Source organism: Pseudomonas antarctica (assembly GCF_001647715.1).
Taxonomy (GTDB): Bacteria; Pseudomonadota; Gammaproteobacteria; order Pseudomonadales; family Pseudomonadaceae; genus Aquipseudomonas; species Aquipseudomonas antarctica_A.
The window spans coordinates 4534699-4559658 of the sequence record NZ_CP015600.1; the positions used below are offsets into that span (position 1 = coordinate 4534699).

The 24960-nt window shown below is 60.3% G+C and carries 25 protein-coding genes; all 25 read right to left on the bottom strand.

The window, feature by feature from the left end; all coding sequences use genetic code 11:
- Positions 1-4: 4 nt before the first annotated feature.
- The 25 genes from fliP to A7J50_RS20635 all read right to left on the bottom strand — a co-directional run bounded on the left by fliP (position 5) and on the right by A7J50_RS20635 (position 24947).
- Positions 5-748, bottom strand: a complete 744-nt coding sequence (gene fliP, locus A7J50_RS20515; RefSeq protein WP_017134948.1) for a flagellar type III secretion system pore protein FliP — start codon at positions 746-748, stop codon at positions 5-7.
- Positions 748-1188: a flagellar biosynthetic protein FliO gene (fliO, locus tag A7J50_RS20520; protein WP_064453452.1), complete on the bottom strand. Its 441-nt coding sequence runs from the start codon at positions 1186-1188 to the stop codon at positions 748-750. Before fliO ends, fliP begins: the two co-directional genes overlap by 1 nt.
- 1 nt (position 1189) lies before the next feature.
- Positions 1190-1657 (bottom strand): flagellar motor switch protein FliN, encoded by a 468-nt coding sequence (fliN, locus tag A7J50_RS20525; RefSeq protein WP_064453453.1) that lies wholly within the window; start codon positions 1655-1657, stop codon positions 1190-1192.
- Between the two features lie 46 nt (positions 1658-1703).
- The gene (fliM, locus tag A7J50_RS20530) at positions 1704-2672 is read right to left on the bottom strand and encodes a flagellar motor switch protein FliM (protein ID WP_064453454.1); all 969 of its coding nucleotides are present in this window, start codon (positions 2670-2672) and stop codon (positions 1704-1706) included.
- 9 nt (positions 2673-2681) lie between these two features.
- Entirely contained in the window at positions 2682-3182 is a 501-nt protein-coding gene (gene fliL, locus A7J50_RS20535) for a flagellar basal body-associated protein FliL (protein WP_064453455.1), read from the bottom strand.
- 219 nt (positions 3183-3401) lie between these two features.
- Positions 3402-4760, bottom strand: a complete 1359-nt coding sequence (locus A7J50_RS20540; protein WP_064453456.1) for a flagellar hook-length control protein FliK — start codon at positions 4758-4760, stop codon at positions 3402-3404.
- An 88-nt stretch (positions 4761-4848) separates the two neighbouring features.
- Positions 4849-5196 (bottom strand): Hpt domain-containing protein, encoded by a 348-nt coding sequence (locus A7J50_RS20545; RefSeq protein ID WP_064453457.1) that lies wholly within the window; start codon positions 5194-5196, stop codon positions 4849-4851.
- A 30-nt stretch (positions 5197-5226) separates the two neighbouring features.
- The gene (locus tag A7J50_RS20550; RefSeq protein WP_064453458.1) at positions 5227-6945 is read right to left on the bottom strand and encodes a fused response regulator/phosphatase; all 1719 of its coding nucleotides are present in this window, start codon (positions 6943-6945) and stop codon (positions 5227-5229) included.
- Entirely contained in the window at positions 6942-7247 is a 306-nt protein-coding gene (locus A7J50_RS20555; protein ID WP_064453459.1) for an STAS domain-containing protein, read from the bottom strand. The genes A7J50_RS20550 and A7J50_RS20555 overlap by 4 nt, the downstream gene beginning before the upstream one ends.
- 216 nt (positions 7248-7463) lie before the next feature.
- Positions 7464-7913, bottom strand: coding sequence for a flagellar export protein FliJ (gene fliJ / locus A7J50_RS20560; RefSeq protein WP_064453460.1), 450 nt, complete (start codon positions 7911-7913; stop codon positions 7464-7466).
- A 3-nt stretch (positions 7914-7916) separates the two neighbouring features.
- The gene (fliI, locus tag A7J50_RS20565) at positions 7917-9275 is read right to left on the bottom strand and encodes a flagellar protein export ATPase FliI (protein WP_064453461.1); all 1359 of its coding nucleotides are present in this window, start codon (positions 9273-9275) and stop codon (positions 7917-7919) included.
- On the bottom strand, positions 9265-10029 hold the full coding sequence (gene fliH, locus A7J50_RS20570; protein ID WP_064453462.1) for a flagellar assembly protein FliH: 765 nt from the start codon (positions 10027-10029) through the stop codon (positions 9265-9267). The genes fliI and fliH overlap by 11 nt, the downstream gene beginning before the upstream one ends.
- Positions 10030-10039: 10 nt before the next feature.
- Entirely contained in the window at positions 10040-11056 is a 1017-nt protein-coding gene (gene fliG, locus A7J50_RS20575) for a flagellar motor switch protein FliG (RefSeq protein ID WP_053257308.1), read from the bottom strand.
- Entirely contained in the window at positions 11049-12824 is a 1776-nt protein-coding gene (fliF, locus tag A7J50_RS20580; RefSeq protein WP_064453463.1) for a flagellar basal-body MS-ring/collar protein FliF, read from the bottom strand. The genes fliG and fliF overlap by 8 nt, the downstream gene beginning before the upstream one ends.
- A gap of 16 nt (positions 12825-12840) precedes the next feature.
- A complete protein-coding gene (gene fliE / locus A7J50_RS20585; RefSeq protein WP_016972029.1) occupies positions 12841-13170 on the bottom strand; it encodes a flagellar hook-basal body complex protein FliE in 330 nt (109 codons plus the stop codon).
- A 139-nt stretch (positions 13171-13309) separates the two neighbouring features.
- Complete coding sequence (locus A7J50_RS20590; protein ID WP_064453464.1) at positions 13310-14689, bottom strand: sigma-54-dependent transcriptional regulator; 1380 nt, start codon at positions 14687-14689, stop codon at positions 13310-13312.
- Positions 14690-14696: 7 nt separating this feature from the next.
- Positions 14697-15908 (bottom strand): sensor histidine kinase, encoded by a 1212-nt coding sequence (locus A7J50_RS20595; protein WP_064454989.1) that lies wholly within the window; start codon positions 15906-15908, stop codon positions 14697-14699.
- 110 nt (positions 15909-16018) lie between these two features.
- A complete protein-coding gene (locus tag A7J50_RS20600) occupies positions 16019-17494 on the bottom strand; it encodes a sigma-54 dependent transcriptional regulator (RefSeq protein ID WP_064453465.1) in 1476 nt (491 codons plus the stop codon).
- A gap of 170 nt (positions 17495-17664) precedes the next feature.
- Positions 17665-17961 (bottom strand): hypothetical protein, encoded by a 297-nt coding sequence (locus tag A7J50_RS20605; RefSeq protein ID WP_064453466.1) that lies wholly within the window; start codon positions 17959-17961, stop codon positions 17665-17667.
- A 24-nt stretch (positions 17962-17985) separates the two neighbouring features.
- A complete protein-coding gene (gene fliS / locus A7J50_RS20610; RefSeq protein ID WP_053257313.1) occupies positions 17986-18375 on the bottom strand; it encodes a flagellar export chaperone FliS in 390 nt (129 codons plus the stop codon).
- 142 nt (positions 18376-18517) lie between these two features.
- Positions 18518-19930, bottom strand: coding sequence for a flagellar filament capping protein FliD (gene fliD / locus A7J50_RS20615; RefSeq protein ID WP_064453467.1), 1413 nt, complete (start codon positions 19928-19930; stop codon positions 18518-18520).
- Between the two features lie 80 nt (positions 19931-20010).
- Positions 20011-20370: a flagellar protein FlaG gene (locus tag A7J50_RS20620; RefSeq protein ID WP_053257315.1), complete on the bottom strand. Its 360-nt coding sequence runs from the start codon at positions 20368-20370 to the stop codon at positions 20011-20013.
- Between the two features lie 75 nt (positions 20371-20445).
- Positions 20446-21891 carry a flagellin gene (locus A7J50_RS20625; RefSeq protein ID WP_064453468.1) on the bottom strand — a complete coding sequence of 482 codons (1446 nt, stop codon included), beginning with the start codon at positions 21889-21891 and terminating at the stop codon, positions 20446-20448.
- A 265-nt stretch (positions 21892-22156) separates the two neighbouring features.
- Positions 22157-23086, bottom strand: a complete 930-nt coding sequence (locus A7J50_RS20630; RefSeq protein WP_064453469.1) for a ketoacyl-ACP synthase III — start codon at positions 23084-23086, stop codon at positions 22157-22159.
- Positions 23087-23363: 277 nt separating this feature from the next.
- On the bottom strand, positions 23364-24947 hold the full coding sequence (locus A7J50_RS20635) for a flagellar hook-associated protein 3 (RefSeq protein WP_064453470.1): 1584 nt from the start codon (positions 24945-24947) through the stop codon (positions 23364-23366).
- Positions 24948-24960: the final 13 nt, after the last annotated feature.

A 24960-nucleotide genomic window follows, 5' to 3' on the forward strand; every position in this document is an offset into this window, starting at 1 on the left:
TGGCCTACACTCCGCCGAAACTGCTGGCCAGCGTGCCGATAATCAGCGCCCAGCCGTCCACCAGCACAAACAGCATGATCTTGAACGGCAACGAGATAATCAGCGGCGACAGCATCATCATACCCATGGCCATCAGCACGCTCGCCACCACCAGGTCGATGATCAGGAACGGGATGAAAATCATGAAGCCGATCTGGAACGCGGTCTTCAACTCGGAGGTGACGAACGCCGGCACCAGGATGGTCAGCGGCGCCTGATCCGGGGTGGCGATGTCGGTGCGCTTGGACAAACGCATGAACAGCTCAAGGTCGCTGGAGCGGGTTTGCGACAGCATGAAGTCCTTGATCGGGCCCTGGGCCTTGTCGATCGCGTCCTGAGCCGTGAGTTTTTCCGCCAGATACGGTTGCAGCGCTTGCTGGTTCACCTTGTCGAACACCGGTGCCATGATGAACAGCGTCAAAAACAGCGCCATGCCGGTGAGAATCTGGTTCGACGGCGTCTGTTGCAGGCCGAGGGCCTGACGCAAAATCGAGAAGACGATGATGATCCGCGTAAAGCTGGTCATCAGCATCACAAACGCCGGGATAAAACTCAGCGCGGTCATGATCAGCAGGATCTGCAGGCTGACCGAATATTCCTGGGCGCCGGCAGCGTTGGTGCCCAGCGTGATCGCCGGGATCGACAACGGGTCGGCCGCCAACGCCAACGGCGCCGCCAGCAACAGCATGAGCGTCAATAAAACGCGCATTACTTCTTATCCTTCTGATCCTTGCCCAGCAACTCCATCAGGCGCTGGGCGAATTCTGGCGTGGCGGCCTCGGTCCTGGCCACTTCGACCGGCGACTTGAGCACGTGCAGCGGGGTGATGCGGCCAGGCGTGATGCCGAGCAGAATCTGCTCCTCGCCGACTTGCACCAGCACCAGACGGTCACGCGGGCCGAGTGCACGCGAGCCGATCATCTCGATCACCTGGCCATTGCCCGGGCCGATGCGCTGCACGCGGCGCATCAACCAGGCCAATACAAAGATCAACCCCACCACCAGCAACAGACCGAGCACCAACTGGGTCAATTGCCCGCCGATGCCACTGCTGACTACGGGCGCCGCAGCCGCCGCTTGCGCGACCGGCTCAGCCGCCAGGGCGCTCAATGGCAGCGCCAGAAACAGTCCCGCCATCGAATACTTCATATCAGCGCAACTTCTTGATGCGTTCGCTCGGGCTGATCACGTCCGTCAGGCGGATGCCGAACTTCTCGTTGACCACCACCACCTCGCCATGGGCGATCAGCGTGCCGTTGACCAGCACGTCCAGTGGCTCGCCGGCCAGGCGATCAAGCTCGATCACCGAACCCTGGTTGAGTTGCAGCAGGTTACGGATATTGATTTCGGTGCTGCCGACTTCCATGGAAATCGACACCGGAATGTCGAGGATCACATCCAGGTTCGGGCCGTCGAGGGTCACCGGGTCGTTGTTCTTCGGCACACTGCCAAATTCTTCCATCGGCAGGCGGTTGCCGGCCGGCGCACTGGCGGCGTCGGCGGCCAGCAGCGCGTCGATATCGTCCTGGCCAACATCGCCGGTTTCTTCCAGGGCCGCAGCCCACTCGTCAGCCAGGGCCTGGTCTTCGGCGGAAGTGTTTTCGTGTTCGGTAGCCATTACATGTCCTCGGCGGAGCAAACATTCATCAAAAAATAGGGGCGGATCAGCGACGGTTGATCGGTTCGATCACTTGCAACGCCAGGTTGCCCTTGTGGGAGCCGAGCTTGACCTTGAACGATGGCACGCCATTGGCGCGCATGATCAGTTCTTCCGGCAATTCCACCGGAATCACGTCCCCCGGCTGCATGTGCAAAATATCGCGCAAACGCAGCTGGCGACGGGCCACGGTGGCGCTCAAAGGTACGTCGACGTCGAGCAGGTCTTCGCGCAGCGCCTTGACCCAACGCTCATCCTGGTCGTCCAGGTCGGACTGGAAACCGGCGTCGAGCATCTCGCGCACCGGCTCGATCATCGAGTACGGCATGGTCACGTGCAGGTCGCCGCCACCGCCATCGAGTTCGATGTGGAAGGTGGACACCACAATCGCTTCGCTGGGGCCGACGATGTTGGCCATGGCCGGGTTCACTTCCGAGTTGATGTACTCGAAATTGACTTCCATGATCGCCTGCCAGGCTTCCTTCAAGTCGATGAAGGCTTGCTCCAGCACCATGCGCACCACGCGCAATTCGGTCGGGGTGAATTCACGGCCTTCAATCTTCGCGTGACGGCCGTCGCCGCCGAAGAAGTTGTCCACCAGTTTGAACACCAGTTTGGCGTCGAGGATGAACAGTGCGGTACCGCGCAACGGCTTGATCTTGACCAGGTTGAGGCTGGTGGGCACGTACAGCGAGTGCACGTACTCGCCGAACTTCATCACCTGCACACCGCCCACCGCCACGTCCGCCGAACGGCGCAGCATGTTGAACATGCTGATACGGGTGTACCGGGCGAAGCGCTCGTTGATCATTTCCAGCGTCGGCATGCGTCCACGGACGATGCGATCCTGGGTGGTGAGGTCATAACTTTTGACGCTGCCGGGCTCGGCAGCCAGTTCGGTCTGTACCAGACCATCGTCGACGCCATGCAACAGCGCGTCAATTTCATCCTGGGACAGCAGGTCTTGCACGGCCATCTCGTGATCCTACTGCAATACGAAGTTAGTGAAGAGCGCCTGCTCGACCACGACTTTGCCAAGCTCTTTCTGGGCCACTTCCTGCACACTGGCAGTGACCTTCTGGCGCAGCATTTCCTGGCCGACCGGCGTGGCCAGGCTTTCGAAGCTCTGCCCGGAGAACAGCATCACCAGATTGTTGCGGATAACCGGCATGTGCACCTTGAGGGCATCCAGGTCCGCCTGGTTACGCGCCAGCAAGGTGATACTCACCTGAAGGTAGCGTTGACGGCCGTTCTGGTTGAAGTTGGCGACAAAGGCCGGAAGCATCGGCTCGAATATTGCCGGTTGTTTGGCGTTACTGGCGGTTTCGGCGGCGGGGGCCGGTTTGCTTGCACTGCTGTGCATGATGTACCAGGTACCGCCCACCGAAGCGCCGATGGCCAGGAGCAGGCCCAGCACAATCAGCAGGATAAGCTTGAGCTTGCCCTTGCTTGCGGGGGGTGTTGCTGCGTCGTCGCTCTTCGCCATGCCAATAATCCGTCACTATTCGGGAATTCATAGATCTACGGAAAGGCAAGAGCAAGTGTTATGCCAGAGTTGTCTGGTAATTCAGGAAGAGCGAACACCACAAAACAAATGTGGGAGCTGGCTTGCCTGCGATGGCGGTGGGTCAGTTGGCATTTCTGTAACTGATACACCGCCATCGCAGGCAAGCCAGCTCCCACACTAAGCGGATTCAGGCTGGAATCAGGCGTAGTAATCAACGGCACTGGAGCCGACGATGGTCTGGGTCACCGGCGCGACGGCCGCAGCCACTTCAGCATGCTCACCCGCGTCACCACCCTCACTCCGCCCACCGCTGCCACTCACGCCGCGAGCCTGGTTCTGCTGCTGTTGCTCCTGCCCTTGCCCCTGCCAACCACGGGACTGATCGGAGACGTTAACGTCCACCTGCCCCATGCCCTGCTGGGCAAACATTTCGCGCAAACGCCCGGACTGGCTTTCCAGCGCTTCGCGCACCACGGCATGACCACTCATGAACGTAACCTGGGCCTGCTGGTCCGCCGTCATGTTGACCTTGATATCCAGGCGCCCCAGCTCAGCCGGCTGCAATTGGATCTCTGCCGACTTGAGGTTGGCGCTGGACAAGTACATTACGCGGTTGACCACTTCGTCGGTCCAGCCGCTCTGGTGCATGGCCAGTGGCGCATTCGCGACCGGCGGCAAGGCATTCGCCGTTTTCGGCGTGGCAGCCTGGGTCAACGCGGCCAGACGGCTGGCGAAGTCATCGACACGGGTGTCACTGCTGGCGTCTTTCAAATCCTTGAGCCCACCTTCGATCAGCCCGCTGAAGGCTTTGTCGCCGCCTTGGTCAGTGCTGTCCTTGGTGGCTTGCTGGTCAACCATATTTGCCAGACCGGCGGCAAAATTCTGCGCGGAGGTCAGTGGGTCCTGAGTCGTCGGGGCGGTTTTCTGCGGTGTCTGGCTGCTGGCCGAGACGTGACCGCCCTGCTCCATCGCCAGGCGCACGGCCGGCATCGAATCCAGCGGGTCGGCTGCAGGGTCGAACGCGGGTTGCTTGGCCTCATCCGTGGCCGCAACCGGTGCCGCGACGACAGGCTGGGCATTGTCGTCCTTGGCGGCCACAGGCGTCGGTGCTTCCACGGGGACAGGCACGACAACCGGCGTGACCGTGGCAATCAATGCCGGATCAACGACAGGATCAACCGGGGGTTGCTGCGCCACGGACGGGTCGGTGGGTTTGTCGTCTTTGCTGCTGGTGTCGGTACTGGTGCTGGCGTCGGACGTGGCGGCCGGCTTGGCAGGCAAGGGATTGCCGCTATCGGCAACGGCTGGCGAACTGACGGCAGGCTTATCATTACCGGTCACAGGCTTGGTGCTGGTGTCGGAAGACTTGTCACGCGTGGGTTTGGCCGGCGCGACGTCGATCTTCGCCGTCGGTTTCGCACCTTGATTGGCAAACACTTGAGCGAAGCCAGGGCCCTTGTCCCGTGGGTCCGCAGCCACCACCGGGGGTGCGGCGGCAGGCGCTTGAGGCTTGGCCACTGGGGCAGCCTGAAGGAGCGAATTCGGGGCAACTGGCATAGGTAAAGGTCTCCACTGCATTGGGGGTCGAGGATGCAGTCAGAGGTGATATAGCAAGAGTCGGGCCACGTTTTCCGAGGCCCTTCAGTCAAAGCTGAAACCGCTGGCGCTCATGCTCGTACAACGGCCGGACCAGAGCGAACTCCTGGTCAATCTCATCGATCAGTTCACCGAGGTCCACGCGAAAGGGTTCGGCAGAGCCGTCTTCCAGCCGGCGGCAAAGCTCTGCCAACCGCACCGCGCCCAGATTGCCGCTACTGCCCTTGAAGCTATGCGCAATCCGCCCCAGCGCCTTGGCATCATCACGCGCCTTGCGCAACGCCTCGACACGCTTTTGCGAATCGTCAAGAAAGGTATCGAGCAGCTTGGGGTACTCGCTCTCCATAACTTCTTGCAAACCCGACAACACATCAGGGTCCAGATGAATCTCAAGCACTTGTTCGCTCCTTGATCAAGAATCGGCGGATTATGCCAGAGCCCCCCAGCAAAACTCCACGCAGACACTGCGCCCGCCATCCGACCAGCGTACATCGCTGCTCAGTTGGCGCACCAGACTCAAACCGCGGCCAGACAGACGGTCGACATCCAGCGGGCGCGCCAGCACCTGCTCCACGTCAAACCCGGGGCCGCTGTCGTCGATGCGCAGCGTCATTTTGCCACCCATGGGGGTCGGCACCACCAGCACGTGCACACGCACATAACCACTGTTCAATTGCACGAGGCGCTCATTGCGCAGGTGGTAATACTCGGCAAAACCCCGTGCATCACGCTTGAGTCGCGAATCCAGCCCCAGCACGCCATGCTCCAGCGCGTTGGAATACAGCTCGGCCATCACACTGTAGAGCGCCCCGCTCTGCTCACGCAGGCCATGGATCTCCAGCAGCAATTGCAGCAAATACGGCAGCGGGTTGTAGCTTTTAAGGGTCTGCGCGCGAAATTCGAAACTCACCGACCAGTCCAGCGGGCTCGACTGGCCGCTGTCGGCATACATGGGCTCCGCCGCACGCAGCGGCTGGCCGGCCTGCAAGGTGATCTCGACCATGCTGACGTCATCCCGCGCCTGACCCCGAAATGCCGCCAGGGCCTGTTCGATATCTTCAAACAGGCGGTCAGGCTTGCGGTTGGTGGCGAACACCTGCTGCAAGCGCTCGGCACCGAACAGTTGGTCATTGGCGTCGGCGGTGTCCAGCACGCCATCGGAAAGTAAGAATACCCGGTCGCCCAGGACCATGGGCCAGACTTCCGTGCTGTCATCAAACGCCTCGGCCGACAGCACGCCCAACGGCAGATGCCGCGATACCAACGGTGTGCGCTTGCCCGTGGCGACCTCATGCACATAGCCTTCGGGCATGCCGCCGTTCCACACCTCCACCACACGCCGCTGGGCACTCAGGCAGATCAGTGTGGCGCAACAGAACATGTCCACCGGCAGAATACGCTTGAGCTTGGCATTCATCTCCCGCAGGGTTTGCGCCAGGCCGTACCCCTTGGCCGTCATGCCGTAGAACACTTCCGCCAGGGGCATGGCGCCGACGGCTGCGGGCAGACCATGGCCGGTGAAATCGCCGAGCAGCACGTGCATGTCACCCGACGGGGTATACGCCGCCAACAGCAGGTCGCCGTTGAACAGCGCATAGGGCGATTGCAGGTAGCGAATATTCGGCGCCGCGTTGATACAGCCGGAGTGCGCCACCTTATCGAACACCGCCTTGGCCGCCCGCTGCTCATGCAGCAGGTAATCGTGGTGCCTGGCGATCAGGTCACGCTGGCGCAGGACCGTGGCCTGCAGGCGGCGCAGACGGTCCATGGCATTGATCTTGGCTGCCAGGATCAGTGGGTTGTAAGGCTTGGGCAGGAAATCATCCCCCCCGGCGTCCAGGCACCGGGCCAGGGCTTCACTCTCACGCAAGGAGGTGAGAAAGATGATCGGCACCAGCGCCTCCCCCGCCAGCTGTTTGATTCGGCGCGCCGCTTCGAAGCCGTCCATCACCGGCATCAGTGCATCCATCAACACCAGCTGCGGGCGCTCGCGGGCAAACACGTCGACGGCTTGCGCGCCGTCAGTCGCCGTCAGCACCTGATGGCCCTGACGCCGGATGATGGTCGACAGCAACAGCAAATCGGCGGCACTGTCTTCGGCGATCAGGATCGTCAGCGGTTCAAGGACGGGGGCCAGGCTGCTCAACTGATGTCGAACAGTTTGTCGAAGTTGGAGATACCGAGGATCTTGCGCACATCGGAGTTGCTGTTGACCACCTGCACCTCGGCAGTATCGCCACCGGCATGGTCACGTAACAGCAGCAGCATGCCCAGGGCCGAGCTGTCCATGTAGGTGGTGTCTTTCAAGTCCACCACGTAGACCTCGGGCACCTTGTAGAAGCGCTCGTACGACTCGCGAAATTTCTGGTGGCTACCGAAATCGAATCGGCCCTTGACTGTAATCGTCAACTTCGTCCCATCCAGGGATACTTCTGACTCAACTGACATGCGACTGCTTCCTTGTCATTGGCTATGTGCAACAAGGTTTAGCAGGTGAACCAGAAGTGAGCAACATCGAGTACTAAATGTGGGAGCTGGCTTGTGTGGGAGCTGGCTTGCCTGCGATAGCATCACCGCAGTGTCACTGGTACACCTCATCGCCTGCATCGCGGGCAAGCCCGGCTCCCACACAAGCCGGCTCCCACAGTGGGCCGGTGGTGGCCGTTAGTACGGCGATTGACGGGGAAGACGTTGTGATAGCTCATCGAGCAACTTTTGCTCGCGCTTGTCTTCAATCGCCCGCGCTTCGTCGATATAGCGCTGCACCAGCTTGCGCAAACCTTCCACACGGGCAAATGCCGCCTGCCAGCTCTCGCGGGCTTTATCGAGGTTGTTCTGGTGCCAGGCCAGGCTCTGGCGCTGCTGGCCAACGGCAGTTTCCAGCTGGTTGAGAAAGCCCTGGTAGCCCATCAGCCACTGGCCGGAAACGCCCTTGCTGCCGCGGTCGATCCACTGCTGCTGGTATTCGCCACGAAAACGCTCCAGGTCGCCCAGCTTGCTTTCCGCCAGGCGTACCTGGCCCTGGAAGTAACCCAGGCGCTGGACAGCGGCTTTTTCGGCTTTTTCAGCCATGTCCACCACCGGCGCGAGGCGCGACGAACGGGTACTGGCCATGGCTTAGCCGCCTGGCGCCGGGGCGAAGATCGAGCCCAGGTGCGCTTCGCTTTCACCCATGCTGATCTTGTCGTTGAGGCCCTGGCGCAGGTAAGTCACCAGTTGCGGTTGCAGGGCAATCGCCAGGTCGGTTTCGCGATCGCCACCGGCCACGTAGGCGCCGACGCTGATCAGGTCGCGGCTCTGCTGATAACGCGACCACAGCTGTTTGAAATGTTGCGCGCGGGCCATGTGCTCCGGCGTGACCACGGCCGGCATCACCCGGCTGATCGATGCTTCGATATCGATGGCTGGATAGTGCCCCTCCTCCGCCAGCCGCCGCGACAGCACGATGTGCCCGTCGAGCACGCCCCGCGCCGAGTCGGCAATCGGGTCCTGCTGGTCATCGCCTTCGGATAACACGGTGTAGAACGCCGTTATCGAGCCGCCCCCGGCCTCGGCATTACCGGCGCGTTCCACCAGCTTGGGCAGCTTGGCAAACACCGACGGCGGGTAGCCTTTGGTGGCAGGCGGTTCACCGATGGCCAGGGCGATTTCACGCTGGGCCTGGGCGAAACGCGTGAGCGAGTCCATCAGCAACAGGACATTCTTGCCCTTGTCGCGAAAATATTCGGCGATGCGCGTGCAGTACATCGCGGCGCGCAAGCGCATCAGCGGTGCATCGTCCGCGGGGGACGCCACCACCACCGAGCGCTTGAGGCCTTCTTCACCGAGGCTGTGCTCGATGAATTCCTTTACTTCACGGCCCCGCTCACCGATCAGCCCGACCACGATGATGTCGGCCTCGGTAAAGCGCGTCATCATGCCGAGCAGCACGGACTTACCCACGCCAGTACCGGCAAACAGGCCCAGACGCTGGCCGCGACCGACCGTCAATAAACCGTTGATGCTGCGAATGCCCACGTCCAGCGGCACGCTGATCGGGTTGCGATTGAGCGGGTTGATGGTCGGGCCGTCCATCGGCACCCAGTCTTCGGCCTTCATGCCGCCCTTGCCGTCCAGCGCGCGACCGGCGCCGTCCAGCACTCGGCCGAGCATGCTCATGCCCATCGGCAGGCGGCCGGTATCGGCCAGCGGCACCACACGGGCACCGGGGGCGATGCCCGCCAGGCTGCCGACCGGCATCAGGAAAATCTTGCTGCCGGAAAAGCCCATCACTTCGGCTTCGACCTGCACCGGGTGGTAGCTGTCGTCGTTGATCACCAGGCAGCGGCTGCCCATGGCGGCGCGCAGGCCTTCGGCTTCGAGGGTCAGGCCGACCATGCGCAACAGGCGCCCTTCAAGAATGGGATGGCCAGGCAACTCGGTGGCCTCGGCGTAGCCGCTCAGGCGCTTGGCGAAACTGGTGCGATCAAGGCGCATCGGGGGCGTCCAGGTCCACGCTCAAGTCTGGCTCGGCCGGGTGCAAGACCTGTTCATGGAGTTGATCGAAGAGCTTGGCCATGATCTGGCTGATACGGGTTTCCACCGTGGCATCGATGCGGCTGTGTTCGGTCTCGACGCGGCAACCACCGGGCTGCAACGCCGCGTCCTCGACAATGCGCCAGGTTTCTTCATGGCGCTCGCGCAGGGCTTTGACCTGTTCGAAATCCTGGGGATTGATGTACAACCGCACATTGCCAACACCCAAGGGCAGCAGCTTGAGAGCTTCGCGCATCACGCTTTCGATTTGGCTGGACTCGAGCAACAGCTCGCGCTGGATCACCTGGCGAGCGATGTGCTCAACCAGGCCGACCATGGATTTTTCCAGTTGCGAATCCTGTTCGGCGATTGGGTCGAACAGGCTGCCCATCAAGCGTTCCAGGCTGGCCAGCTTGACGCTCAAGGCCTCTTCGGCTTCCTGGCGCACCTTGAGCGTGGTGCTGCGAAAACCGTCTTTTTCACCCGCTGCGAAACCTTCGTTGTAGGCCTCCTGACGGATGGCTTCCAATTCTTCAAGGGTCAGTGGCTGGACTTCATCCAGCGGCACTTCTTCCATTTGCGCAGGCGATTCTTCGACCAGCTCTGGTTCCGGCACCGGCACATGCGGGTCGAAACTGGGCAACGACCAGATGTCGAACCCGCCGACATCCCGCGCGCGAATCAGATCGCTGGGCGTCTCATCTTTGTTCGACATGGGAAGCGCCTTAGATCATTTCTTCGCCGCCCTTCCCGCCGAGAACGATTTCTCCGGCTTCGGCCATACGGCGGGCAATGGTGAGGATTTCCTTCTGGGCGGTTTCCACGTCGCTGACGCGCACCGGGCCTTTGGCTTCCAGGTCGTCGCGCAACAGTTCGGACGCGCGCTTGGACATGTTCTTGAAGATCTTCTCTTTGACACCTTCGTCCGAGCCCTTGAGGGCCAGTACCAAAACGTCGGACGACACCTCACGCAGCAACGCCTGGATGCCACGGTCGTCGACATCGGAGAGGTTGTTGAACACGAACATGAGGTCTTCGATCTGGCCGGACAGGGTGTCGTCGATCTCGCGGATCGAGTCCATCAACTGGCCTTCGACCGAGCTGTCGAGGAAGTTCATGATGTCGGCCGCGCGCTTGATGCCACCCAGGGTGGTACGCGAGGCATTCGAGTTGCCCGAGAACTGCTTCTCGAGAATCGTGTTGAGTTCTTTCAGCGCGGCCGGCTGCACGGTGTTCAGCGACGACACGCGCAGGATGATGTCCAGGCGCACTTTATGGTCGAAGTGGCCGAGCACTTCACCGGCCTGGTCAGGGTCGAGGTAGGCCACCACGATGGCCTGGATCTGCGGGTGCTCGTAGCGGATCACATCAGCCACGGCGCGCGGCTCCATCCATTTCAGGCTGTCGAGGCCACTGGTGTTGCCGCCGAGCAGGATGCGGTCGATCAGGCCGTTGGCCTTGTCTTCGCCCAGGGCCGAGGTGAGCATCTTACGGATATAGCTGTCGGAACCGACGCCCAGGCTGGTCTGGTCGCCGACAATCTCGACGAACTCGCTCATCACCTGCTCGACTTGCTCACGGTGCACATTGCGCATCTGCGCCATGGCCACGCCCACGCGCTGAACCTCTTTGGGGCCCATGTGGCGCAGCACTTGTGCGGCGTCGGTCTCACCCAAGGACAGCAGCAGGACTGCGGCTTTATCGACTTTGGTGAGCTTGGCAACAGCGGCTCGATCATTCATCTGCGTTAATCCACTCTTTCACGACCTGAGCCACACGGCCCGGGTCTTCTGCTACCAGACTCTTGATTGCATTCAGCTGAGCGTCATAGCCTTCGCTCGGGCTTGGCAACAGAATACTTTGCGGGCCGCCCAGGCTGACGCGGTCGTTGGCCAGTTCGCCGTCCAGGCCGCCCATGCCACCCAACTCGACGTCGCTTCCTGCAAGAGCAAGCTGCTTCTTGCCGTGGCCGGTGATGTTGTTGAGCACCGGACGCAGCACGCCAAACACCAGCACCAGGATGAACAACACACCCAGCACTTGCTTGACGATGTCCCAGAACCACGGCTGCGTGTAGAACGCAGGGTCAGTGATGACTTCGCCACGCTCGACCGAGAACGGCATGTTGATCACGCTGACGCTGTCACCCCGGCTGGCGTCGAAACCAACGGCGTCCTGTACCAGGCGAGTGAAGCGCGCCAGTTCGTCGGCACTCCACGGCGCACGGGTAACAGCGCCGTCAGCGGCGTTGACCTTGACTTGGTCATCGACCACCACCGACACCGACAGGCGATTGATTTTGCCCTGCTGCTGCTTGGTGTGGCTGATGGAACGGTCGAGTTCGAAGTTCTTGGTCGACTGGTTACGCTTGTCCGCCGGGTATGGCGCGAGCATCGGCTGGCCGGTGGCCGGGTCCATGATCTGCTGACCGTTGGCGTCCAACAATGGCTGGCCAGGCTGGATCGCACCGGCGGTCGCAGCGGCGCCACCGGTGGTTTGCGGCGCCGAGGCCGGCGCCGGTGGCTGGTTGCTCAGGGCACCCGGCACACCTTGCGGGCCATTGCTGGCGGTGCGTTGTTCGCTGGTGGACTGCTCGCTGCGCAGGGCCGGCTGGTCCGGGTTGAACTGTTCAGAGGTCGATTCGACCGCGCTGAAGTCCACGTCGGCAGACACTTCAGCCTTGTAGCGGTCGTTGCCCAGCACCGGCTGCAGAATGTTATGCACGCGCTGGGTGAGCATGCTTTCCATGCGGCGGCTGTAGTCGAACTGCTTGCCGGCCTGGGTCAGCGCGGAATTTTCCGCCATGTCCGACAGCAGGTTGCCCTTCTGGTCGACCACGGTAATTTGCGATTTGCTCAATTCGGGAACGCTGGTGGCCACCAGATTGATGATCGCCAGAACCTGGCCAGGCTCCAGGGAGCGGCCGGAAAACAGTTCCACCAGCACCGAGGCGCTCGGCTTGCGTTCATCACGCACAAACACCGAACTCTTCGGAATCGCCAGGTGCACGCGGGCGCCTTTGACGTTATTGAGGCTTGAGATGGTGCGCGCCAGTTCGCCTTCCAGGCCACGACGGTAGCGAGTGGCTTCCATGAACTGGCTGGTACCCAGGCCCTGGTCCTTGTCGAGGATTTCAAAACCGATATTGCTGTCGGACGGCGTCACGCCGGCGGCGGCCAGCTTCATGCGTGCACGGGCGACGTCATCGGCCTTGACCAGCAAGGCACCGGAGTTGGGTTCTACGGTGTAGGCGATGTCGGCGGCGGCCAGGGTTTCCATGATCTGCTTGGAATCCATGCCGGCCAGGCTGCCGTACAGCGGGCGGTAATCAGGTTGCTGCGACCACAGCACCACGGCAAAACCAATCGCCACGCTGGCAGCCAGGCCGACCATCAGGCCCACCTGACGCAACATGGTCATCTCGGAGAGGTTTTCCAGGAACGACAAACCAAACAGCGGCGGCTTGCCGTCTGTCTTGGCGGGTACGTTGTCCACGACTGCTTCTGCCATGACTTAAATCTCGTCCTTAAACCGGCATCTGCATGATGTCTTGATAAGCCTGAACCAGCTTGTTACGCACTTGGGTCAAGGCCTGGAAGGAAACACTGGCCTTTTGCGAGGCGACCATCACATCGGTGAGGTCCACGCCGCTTTTGCCGATTTCGAAGGCGGTCGCCAACTGGTTCGAGGCTTGCTGGGTATCACTGACTTTGTTGATTGCCTGACCGAGCATGTCGGCAAAACTGCTTTGGCCCAATTCCGGCGCTGGCGCGACGGATTTCGGTTGAGCCATGGCATCCATTTGCATGGAGCGCATATCCAACATCAACCGATTGAACTCAATACCCTGGCTCATGACCTTCTCTCTCCGACGACCCGCAATTTTTTGACACTACGCAGCGGTTACTAGAGTGGTAGCAACAAGGGTGCCAGATCCGTGGCGATTCGTAAGAAAAGGCGACAAACCCTGTCGGCCTAGTTGTAAGGCGCGGTTGTCAGGTCGCGAAAAGGTAGGCTTCCACATCCATCCCGGCATCGCGCATCTGCGCCAGCTTGTAGCGCAAGGTGCGCGGGCTGATGCCCAGGCGTTCGGCCGCTTCTTTGCGGCGGCCGCGCTCGGCACGCAGGGTGTCGATGATCATCTGGAATTCGCGGCGCCGCAGGTCATCACCCAACGCACCGCCGGACTCGGCTTCGGCAACCGCCACAGGCGACGGCGCAAGGCTCGGCAAGGGTGCCGCGCCACTGCCCATGGCGAGGCAGAAGTCTTGGGGCTGGATCAAACCGCCCTGCTGCAAAATCAACGCACGCTGGATCGCGTTGTCCAGCTCCCGCACGTTGCCGGGCCATGGGTAGCTGATCAGGCAGGCCTGTGCTTCAGCCGACAGCCGTGCCTGAGCGTGCTTCATTTTTTTGACGTGGTTGTTCAGCAGGCGTTCGGCCAGCGGGATGATGTCCGCCGGGCGCTCACGCAATGGGCGCCAGGCCAGAGGAAAGACTGACAGCCGGTAAAACAAATCTTCCCTAAAGCGCCCGGCCGCCACTTCGCCCGCCAGGTCACGGTTGGTGGTGGCGACCACGCGGATATCCAGCTGAATCGGCTTGCGCGCACCGACGCGCTCCACTTCACGCTCCTGCAACACCCGCAGCAGCTTGGCTTGCAGACCCAGGGGCATTTCCGAGATTTCGTCGAGCAGGATGGTGCCGCCGTCGGCCTGTTCGAACTTGCCGGCCTGGGCCGCAATGGCGCCGGTGAACGAGCCCTTCTCGTGACCGAACAAGGTGGCTTCGAGCATGTTGTCGGGGATGGCCGCGCAGTTGATGGCGATGAAGGGTTGCTTGGCGCGACCGGACTGCTGGTGGATATAGCGTGCCAGCACCTCTTTACCGGTGCCGGACTCGCCGGATATCAGCACGGTTGAATCACTGCGCGCCACACGGGCGGCCAATTCCAGCAACTGTGCGCTGGCAGGTTCGAAGGCAATCGGGCCTTCGCCTTCGGCAGCCGAGACCACGCCCAGGGCATGCCGGGCGACCAGCTCGATCAGGGCTTTGGGTTCAAACGGTTTGACCAGGTAATCCGCCGCGCCCTGGCGCATGGCATCCACGGCCCGCTCCACGGCGCCATGGGCGGTCATCAACAACACCGGCAGTTGCGGCTGGCGCACGCGCAGCAGGCCGAGCAACTGATGGCCGTCCATCCCGGGCATGTTCACGTCGCTGACCACCAAGCTGAAGGACTCCTGATCAACAGCCTCCAAGGCCTCCTCGGCAGAACCGACCGCCCGGTAGTCATGGCCCGCCAACAGCAGCGTGTCAGCCAATGCTTCACGCAGGGCGCGATCGTCTTCCACCAATAAAACCTTGATAGCCATAGTCCTTTTACTCCGCGCTTGCCGCGCTGGAAAACAGCGGCAAGGTCATCAATGCACACGTGCCACGCCCCAACCGGGAATGCAGTTGCAATTCTCCCTGATGGGCCCGTGCCACCGCCTTGACCACGGTCAGGCCGAGGCCAGTGCCGTTAGTCTTGGTGGTAAAAAAGGGTTCGCCCAGGCGTTGCAACACCACCGGGTCGATGCCACTGCCGCTGTCGCTGATACACAGGCGCAAGGTTTGCTCGCGGCTGTACAGGTGCACCTTGAGGCGTGCACCCGGGCCGCTGGCCTGGGTGGCGTTTTCGATCAGGTTGAGCAAAGCACCGACCAGCGTGTCGCGATTGCACAGCAACTCGCCGAGGTGGCTGTCGCACTGCCAGCGCACATTGGCATCATGGATATGGGTAGCCGCCGCCGATTGCAGCGACTGCAGCAACTCGGACGGCGTGATGCGGTCGGTCAGCGGTAGTTCGCCGCGGGCAAACACCAGCATGTCGCGTACCTGGTGCTCCAATTCGTGCAGGCGCTCCTTGAGGCGGCCGGCAAATCGTTGGTGGGTGGCGGCCGGCAGTTGCTCATCAGTCAAATGACTGGCGTAGATCAACGCCGCCGAGAGCGGCGTACGGATCTGATGCGCCAAAGAAGCGACCATCCGCCCCAACGACGACAAACGCTCATGGCGCGCCAGCTGGTCTTGCAGGTGACGGGTTTCAGTCAAGTCGTTGAGCAGCACCAACTGGCCGGGCTCGGCGTCCAGGGAGCGGGTGGCGATGGACAGGCGACGACCATCCTTGAGGGAGATTTCGTGACCGTCGTCCTCACGCGGTGCGAAGCATCGAGTGATGACGTGGCGCCACAGTTCACCTTCAAGCGGTTCGCCCAACAAGTCGCGCGCGGCCGGGTTGGCTTCGCGGACATGGCCCATTTCATCAATGACGATCACGCCACCGGGCAACAGGTCGAGGAGATTTTGCAGGCGGTTGGCCAGACGCTCTTTCTCGGCCAGCTCTTCCATGCGCTGAGCGCTCACCACCGCCAGCTCGCCTTTGAGCTCGGACACCCGGGCTTCCAGCAAGCTGTAGGAGTCAGTCAGTTGACTCGACATCTGGCTGAACTGCGAGAACGCCTGCTCAAGACCCTGCCGGGTAAGCGGCTCTGCGGACGGAACGAGCCCCGGGATAGCAGGGGCTGAAGAAAGTTGGGCGGCGTGGGGCATCATGCTCTCTCGCTTGGCTGACCGTCAGTTAAACGGAACGTTGCGAGGGCTGTAGCAATACCCGTGCCTAAAATAATAGACTTATTTTTCAGTCACTTGAAAAACAGGCGTCAATCATCCGCCTGTTCATCACCTTCTCGACGGCTCATACCGTACTTGCGCATCTTCTCAACCAGGGTCGTGCGACGGATGCGCAGGCGCTCGGCGGCGCGCGCGACGATACCGTTGGCATCGTCCAGAGCCTGCTGGATCAGGCCCTGTTCCAGGCTACCGAGGTAGTCCTTCAGGTCCAGGCCTTCCGGCGGCAGCATGGCGGTGGAACCGAAGTCCGGCGTGTGGCCGTTAATGGCGACGCGCTCTTCGAGGTCGGTGCGCAGGCTGTCCACCAGTTGCTCGTCTTCGTCATCGACGTAGCGGAATTTCTTCGGTAACTCGACCACGCCGATCACGCCATAGGGGTGCATGATCGCCATGCGCTCCACCAGGTTGGCCAGCTCACGGACGTTGCCCGGCCAGCCGTGACGGCACAGCGACATGATCGCGGCGGAGTTGAAGCGGATCGAGCCGCGCTTTTCGTGCTCCATGCGCGAAATCAGTTCGTTCATCAGCAACGGGATGTCTTCTACGCGCTCACGCAGCGGAGCCATCTCGATTGGGAATACATTGAGGCGGTAGTACAAATCTTCGCGGAAGCTGCCGACCTCGATCATGCTTTCGAGGTTCTTGTGCGTAGCGGCGATGATGCGCACGTCGACGCTCTGGGTCTTGTTGCTGCCCACGCGCTCGAAGGTGCGCTCCTGCAGTACACGCAGCAGCTTGACCTGCATCGGCAGCGGCATGTCGCCGATTTCATCGAGGAACAGCGTACCGCCATTAGCCAGCTCGAAACGCCCGGCACGGCTAGTGATTGCCCCGGTAAAGGCGCCCTTCTCGTGGCCGAACAATTCGCTTTCCAGCAGCTCTGCCGGGATCGCCCCGCAATTGACCGGCACAAAGGGTCCGTCGCGGCGCTTGGAGTGATAGTGCAGGTTGCGCGCGACCACTTCCTTGCCAGTGCCCGACTCGCCGAGGATCAAAACACTGGCGTCGGTATCGGCCACTTGTTGCATCATCTGGCGCACGTGCTGGATCGCACGGCTGGTGCCGACGAGGCTGCGGAACAGGTTGGGTTCACGATGACGGCCACGCTCGCGGGCCTGGTCGTACATCTCGCGATAGACCTGGGCACGGTGCAGGGAGTCGAGCAATTTGCTGTAGCTGGGCGGCATTTCCAGGGTGGAAAGCACACGGCGGCGCTGGTCTTCCGGCAGGTCCACAGAAGAAATATCACCCATCAGCAACACCGGAAGGAACTCATCCCAGGTCGACAGTGTCTTTAACAGGCCTAGAACTGCGCCAGGAGCGTTTACCGTCCCGATCAGCACACAAATGACTTCACGGCTCGATGACAACGAGCTGACCGCCTGCTGCCAATCATGGCTGCCGCAGGGCAAATTTTCTTCGCCAAGAAAATTCAAAATTACCGCTAAATCGCGGCGGCGGACGCTATCGTCATCAATCAGCAGAATTTTGGTTTCACGCCACATGCAATAGCAACTTCCCTAGTAAAACGCTCTGCCCCAGAGTGAGGGCAATCTAGACGCCTGTAAGACTTCTTACATTACTAGACGTCTGAAATCTGAAAACAGCACTAGTTAAGTCAAAAATGCTGGCACAGTCAAATATATGACGCGCCGTTCGGATTAACTGAGCCCATTCAGCCGAACAGATGGTAAACCTTTGACGCACTTTGCGCTCGATTGATCTGCGACATCTCTTCGAAAATCGCCTGGCGCTCGCCCGTCGTTACCTCAAGCAACTGCTGATATACCGCCAGCAGACTCTCCAGTTTTTCCCGCAGGGCGTCTTCGTCCAACGGCGCATTATTGAGCGCCTCATCGATCACCGCACGGCAACCCAAATCCAGTTCGCCGATAGCGTCCCAGTTACGTTTGGCCAATGCATCGACCAAGGCTTCGCGGGTCTCGTCAATCCGTTGCAGGGCGTGGCTCATGACATCATCCTCAGGCCCAGAGGCCTACAGCGTTGCAATACCGTCCCAGCCTTCCTTAAGCGTAATCATCAGGCCGGCTACTTCGTCGATCATGGCGACATCGCTTTTGCTGTTTGCTTCCAGCAAGCGCGTGGTCATGTAGGCATACAGGTTATCCAGTTGCTGCAACGCGGCCGGATCATCGGTTTTTTCCGGGTTCAGGCCGTCACGCAAACCGATCAGAATGTCGATCGCCTTGCCCAGCAACAGGCCTTTTTGCGCGATATCACCACGAGCCATGGCGCCCTTGGCCTGAGCCATGCGATCCAACGCGCCTTCCATCAGCATCTGGACCAGACGGTGTGGACTGGCCTCGGAGACCTGGGCATGGGAATTGACCTTCTGATATTGGCGAAGGGCTCTCATGGGATTCATGTTTCTACCTCGTGACAGGCAACACTAAAAGAATGGGTTCTGACTATTATGTCGACGGCGTCGCAAAAAACTTTAAGCCGGTGGTCTTGCGAAGGTCACGCCCGACAAAGTTAATCACCTCGCCGGGCGGCCTCATTGAGGATCAACTGGTCTTCGGATTATTCAGCGCGTTAAGCGTGGTCATGACGCTGGAACGTTGACTGGTGAGCTGGGCAACCAAGTTGTTCATCGTGGTGTATTTGGCGGTCAGGCTCGTCTTCAATGCAGCCATGCGCGCAGTCAGGGTGTCCTGCTGGTTTTGCAGGTCCTTGATGTTTGCCGACAGTGTCGACGTACGCGTGGCGAGAACCCCGGTGCCACTGAGCGCATAGCTGTCGGTCGCGGACTTCATCCGAGCCAGCAGCCCCGTGTCACCGTTGAAAATGCCGCCAATGTCAGTGGGGTTGGTCGCGATCGCGGCACTGAACAACTTATCGTCAATGCTGAGCTTGCCGGTCTTCTGGTCAGTGTTCACACCAAACTGGGCCAGGGACTTCAACGCCCCCGTACCACCCAACGCGTTCAGCTCGCTACGAACGGCCGAGGACAGGGTACGCAGGGTAGCGTCGCCCGTCAGCGCAGCAGACGTCGTGGAACCATCGGCATTGGTGGTCACGGCGGTCTCAGTGTTCATCGCCGTCATCAAGGCGTTATAAGTGTCGACAAAGCCCTTGACCGAACTCTTGAGGGTGTCAGTGCTTCGCGCGATGGTAATGGTCGAACTCAGGCGCGTAACGGTGGAGCCTGCGGGCAGCGGATCTGTAGAACCGGCAGGCAGAGGCGACACAGCCGTCAACTTGATACTCACGCCACTGATCGCGTCGCCCAAGGTGTTGCTCTTGGATTCCTGAGCGGTGCCGTCAATGGTGTACTGTGCATTCTTCGGCACGGTCACGACCGAGGTTCCGGCTTCCAGGCCAGAGTTACCGCCAAGGGTAATGTCGGTACCGACGCCGGTATTGGTCGACGTCATGACCAAGCGCGAACCGGTGGCGTCAGTCAGGATGTTGGCACTCAAGCCTGCACTGCTGTATTGCGCGTTGATCGAGTCACGCACCTGCTGCAACGTCGCACCTGGCGGAACGCTCACACCATAGCTCTGGCCCGACTGGGAAATTTCCAGGGTGGTCGACGTAGTGCCAGTATTGACGACAGCCTTCGCCCCGGCTGCAAAAGTCTGGGTAGCCACCTTCGAGGCCGTCGCCAACTGGTTGACCACCAACTGATAGCTGCCCGCGGAGGCACCGGCCCCCAGGGTGATGGCCGATACGTTGTTATCCGAGGTCGTTGCCGACAAACCGCCGATACTGGCGTCTTTGGCCATGTTGTCCATGGCGCCGCGGAACGCATCCAATGCCGCTTGAATCTTGCCGATCGAGGACAGCTGGGCGGTCGACGTTTGCGTCTGCTTGTTGATCTGCGACTGCTTGGGTGCCTGTTCCGCGTTCACCAATGCCGTCACGATCGACTGGGTATCGATGTTCGTAACTGGGCCGCTAACCGTAATATCACCCATGACTGTTCTCCTGATCCGGGGCTGGCGCTTTCTTGACGTACGACGCCTCAAGCAGCTTCAGCAACAAAATTCATGCCAGCTCAGACTTTGGCGTCAAACAACACGCTGCTGGCGTCGTGAAGGCTTTGTGCGAGTTTCAACGCAGTTTCCGAAGGGATCTGCCGAATCACCTCGCCGCTGTCGGTCGCAATGACCTTGACTACCACCTGATGGGTGGTGTCATCAATGGAAAAATCCAGGTTGCGCTGGGCAGCCTGGACGAATTTGCGAATATCCGTGACCGCCTGTTCAAGGTCGGACGGCTTCGAGTCCTGCTTGGGTTGGACCGTGGCGACCGTAGGGTCCACCTTGGTTTTCTGCGGGTCGGTACTTACGGGAGCAGGAGCACTTTGCGGCGCCGCTGCCGGATAAGACAGGTTCAACTTGACGCTCATGTCCATGTCCAGTCTCCTCATCACGCAAAAGACAAAAGGGCACGTAAACGCGCCCTTCCGTCAGTCATCTACCGATGGCTATTACTGAAGCAGCTTCAGTACAGCGGAAGGCAGTTGGTTGGCCTGGGACAGGATCGCAGTGGAAGCCTGTTGCAGGGTTTGTTGCTTGGTCAGCTGAGCAGTTTCTGCAGCGTAGTCAACGTCCTGGATCTGACCGCGAGCGGCGGTGGAGTTGTCTGCAATGCTCTGCAGGTTGGCAACGGTGTTGTCGAAACGGTTTTGTACAGCACCGAGGCCGGCACGCTGGGAGTCGATGTCCGAGATCGCCTGGGTGATCACGTCGATCGCGTTTTGCGCGTTGGCAGCGGTAGTAACGTCGGTGTTGTTGACGGTGGTTTTGGTGGAGTTGGCAGCGGTAGCAGCACCGGCAGCGAACACACCGGCTACACCAGCGCCGTTCAGCGCGTAGCTGCTGGAGGAGTTCAGCGAAACAGCACCGGTAGCAATGATCGCGGTGGCGGCCAGTGCAGTAGCAGTACCGTAGGTACCGGTGCCGTCTTTGGTTGCAACCGAGATACCAGCAGCACCGCCGTCACCAGCGTTGAAGGTCAGGTTCTCACCGGTGTCAGACTTGACCGACAGAGCGTTGGTCGACGAATCGTAGTTAACGCTGATGCCCAGCTTGGCAGCGTTGGACTTCAGTTGGTCAGCCAGGTCGGACGTTTTGGTCACGCCAGTGAACTGAACGGCTGCACCGCTGCCCACTTGCAGGGTGAAGTTAGCGTTCGGAGGAGTAGCCGCACCAATGGTAGCCGCGTTCACGGTGAACTGAGCTTCGGTGCTGGCGGTAGCAGCCAGGCCGCCGACAGCGCCGTTCATTTGAGCAGCGATCTGCTTGGCGGAAGCGCCAGCTGCCAGGGTAACGGTTGCAGACTGGCCACCACCGGTAACGGTGATCGCGCCACCAGCAATACCTGTTGCCGAAGGCGTCAGGGATTGGGATTTCAGCTGCTGCGAACCAATGTTGTTGGCGGCAACGTTACCGATGCTCATGTCGATGGTCTGGTTGGCGTTGGCGCCGACCTGGAACGAAGTGGTACCGAAAGAACCGTCCAGCAGGTTCTTGCCACCGAAAGTAGTGGTGGTAGCGATACGGGTCAATTCAGCAGTCAGTGCTGCGTATTGAGCCTGGTTCGACTTACGGTCGTCAGCGCTTGGCGAGCCGTTGGCGGATTGCAGAGCCAGGGTACGCATGCTTTGCAGGATGTTGGTGGACTGCTGCATGGCGCCTTCAGCGGTCTGAGCAATCGAGCTGCCGTCGTTGGCGTTTTTGATCGCAACGCCCAGGCCGTTGATTTGGCTGGTCAGACGGTTGGAGATTTGCAGGCCGGCCGCATCGTCTTTGGCGCTGTTGATACGCAGGCCGGAGGACAGACGCTGCATGGAGGTTTGCAGGGCGCCGGAAGCCTTGTTCAGGTTGTTCTGAACGGTCAACGAAGCAAGGTTGGTGTTTACTGTTAATGCCATGACGAAATCCTCGTGGGTGGTGTACTGCGGCTTCCGGCCCTGGCAACCGCCGGGTGTGGCCTAGAGAACCTTCGTAATAGTTATCGTCGTGAATGCAAGTTGCTTGAGGACTTTTTTGATTTTTTTTACTAGCACGGGGCCACCCTTTGTAATTCAAGCGTTTACGATAGCTCAATGCCCAGCAAATGCTGGGTTTTTTGGCGCCAAATAAAAAACGCCCAGGCTTTTTCAAGCCTGGGCGTTTTTTGTGCAACCTATCAAGGCATCACGGGCGATAGAGAATCGCCGAACCCCACGACAGGCCCACACCAAACCCGCTGATGGCAACCCGCTTCCAGTCGCCATCCATCATGTGCTTTTCCAGCAGCAGCGGAATGCTCGAAGACACCGTGTTGCCGGTCTCGACCATGTCCTTGATGAACTTCTCCACGGGCGCATCTTCGAAACGCCGCGCGACGGCGTCGACAATCGCCGCACTGCCCTGATGGATGCAGAACGCGTCAATTTCGTCAGCCTTGAGGTCAGACTCATTGAGCAGCTCGTGCAAATGCGCCGGCACCTTGAGCAACGCGAAGTTGAACACTTGGCGACCGTTCATGAAAAACACGCCGTCGCTGACCTTCAAGTGCGGCGCGCCGGAACCGTCGGTACCGAACTTCGACTTGCCCAGCAACCAGGGCGCGTCTTCACCCATCCAGGTGGCGGTGGCGGCATCGCCGAACAGCATGGTGGTGTTGCGGTCTTCCGGGTCCACGATCTTCGAATACGGGTCGGCGGTGATCAACAGGCCGTTTTTCAGGCCGGTGGCTTCCATGAAGCCCTTCATCGCATAGATGCCGTAGACATAGCCGGAGCAGCCCAGGGAGATATCGAACGCAGCTACGTGGGTCGGCAGGCCCAGCTTGTCCTGAACAATAGCGGCGGTGTGGGGCAAACCCTCTTCGTCGCCGTTTTGCGTCACGACGATCAGCGCGTCGATGGATTCGCGCTTCAAATCCGGGTTAGCCGCAAACAAGGCGTTGACCGCCTCGACACACAGATCAGAGGTTTCCTGCGCAGCATCCTTGCGCGGCAGGAACGCCGAACCGATCTTGCCGATGATGAAATCTTCATCCTTGGCGAATTTGGCGCCCTGGGCGTAGTTATCAACCCCGTCTGCCGGCACGTAACTGGCGATGCTTTTTATGCCAATCATTGTGGCTTCCCAATACTAAATAGCTGGATAACGCCCCTCGGGCTACGCCGGGAGCGCTGACAATAAAGGGGATAACCCCATAAAAATATCGCTGAAAGCCGCCGCGTAAAGACCCGAAGACGACTTATCCTTTTCACACGATACAGTGAAGATGCGCTTTATGACTCACAGGTCACTCAATTTTGTGCGCTTTGTGCAAAACCCTGCAACATTCCCGGCAGCAGAAACGACAACGGCCCACCCTGCTTCCAGGGTGGGCCGCTTGCGCTGCCGCCGATTACATCCGGCTGAACAGGCTCAACTGGGAAATCTTCACGAAGGCCAGTTGTGAGGCTTGCAGCATGGTCTGTTGCAACGTCAGGTCAATGGCAGCCTGGCCCATATCGACGTTGGCCAGCGATGACATGGTGGAGGTGTTGGCCAAGCCCAGGCTGGTGTTTTCCTGGCCCTGAATATCCAGCGCATTCTGGCGCGCACCAATCGAACCACGCACTTGGTCAATCTGCGCCGAAGCGTTCGTCAGGTTGCCGATGGTGGTGTTGATAACGTCCTTGAGGTTGTTCTTGGCGACCTGGTTGCCATCGGCCGGCGTTAGCAGCGCCTGGCGCAACTGGCTCAGGGTATCCAGGGCGTTCATGTTCTTGTTGCTGGTGGCGCCGATGGAAAACTGATCACCAGCCCCCGGCGTACCGCTCACATCGAACGTCACCCCGGCAGCGGTAATCGACGTCGCGCCTGCGGCCATGGTGCCCGAGGCAATCGACTTGCTGTTCGGCGTGTACGGCTGGGCATACACGTCGTAGGCACTGCCGCTGGTGAACTTGATCACCGCCCCCGAGTTGGGAAAGGTACTGGCGTAGCTCGCCTGATCCGTGACCCGGCCGCCGGTCAGTTGCGCCGTGGACGGATTACTGGCGGTACGCGAGCTGCTGAACGTATCCGGCTTGCTTTCCAGGGTAACCGCCTTGCCCGCTACCAACGCATCAGAAGGAGCACCCGATGCGACGTCCGGACCGAGGTTCAAGCTGATGTCAAACTTGACCCCGCGCAGGTTGACGCTGGCGGCGCCTTCCTTGGTGGAGTCAAACGTGCCGTTACCGGTGATCTCGGAGGTAACGTCGTTACCGTCCTTGTCGCTCACGCTATATTGGGTACTGCTGGAGAAGGTCAACTTATAGGGCTGACCATCGGAAAAACTCTTGGTGTAAGCGGTGCCGGAGGTGATCAGGCCCGCCGAGATCGCAACCTTGCCGTCATTCACCGCAGGCGGCAACAAGGTAGCCTGGGTGCGACCGGTATTGGAGGAACTTTCCAGCAACGTCTTGCCGGTATCACCCGCAGAAATCGTCAGGTTGCTCGACACTTGCAGGCTCAGCGGCGTCTCATCACCCTGGTAGGTGTAGGTGCCATCGTTGTTACGGCTGTAGGGCGGCGTGTCGGTCTTGGTCCCGGAAAACATGTAGTTGCCGCTGGAGTCCTTGGTGTTGAGCAGGCCCAACACCTGGTCTTCAAGCGCACCTATCTGGCTGGCGATTGCCTTGCGGTCATCATCGCTGAGCTTGAGGTTACCGGCCTGCAATGCCAGGCCCTGCGCGCTTTGCAGGGTGGTGTTGATGCTCGCCAGGACACTTTCTTCGTTGGTCAGCGAGTTTTGCAAGGTCGTGATGTTGCCGTTGTATTGCCCCAGCATGTCTTTCTGCTGTTGCAACAGCAGCAATTGGGCGGCGGCTACCGGATCGTCCGCTGCGGTCTGCACACGCACACCGGAACTCGCCTGGTCCTGGGCCTTCACCACACCCGAATAGTTATCCTGATACTTGCTGGAGCTGGTGTCGAAATACTGCTGTGTAGAGATACGCATCGTTCCAGACTCC